Source organism: Capnocytophaga sp. oral taxon 332 str. F0381, from assembly GCF_000318275.2.
Lineage (GTDB): Bacteria > Bacteroidota > Bacteroidia > Flavobacteriales > Flavobacteriaceae > Capnocytophaga > Capnocytophaga bilenii.
Window position 1 is genome coordinate 1 of the sequence record NZ_KB291261.1, and the last position, 301, is coordinate 301.

The following is a 301-nucleotide window of genomic DNA, read 5'->3' on the forward strand; positions in this document are numbered from 1 at the left end:
GGATTATTCCCTTTTTAAGTGTAGAAAAAAGAGGATTTAAAAGTAATTTTGATTTGGCTACAATTGGATGGTAGTCATACGCGCTGTCGCCAAAAAGGAGCGTCAGCAGGTTATCAAGCAAGGAAAAAAGCCATAACCACAAATAGCATTTTTTTGTGTGATAATAAAGGGCAAATGATAGCAATGGGGAGTCCTAAAGCAGGAATAGAACACAAAGGACTGTTTCTCAATACTGATGCAGGATTTGACAGCAAATCTGTGAGAGATTTTTTAGAAAGCAAAGAAATTATAGCAAATATTA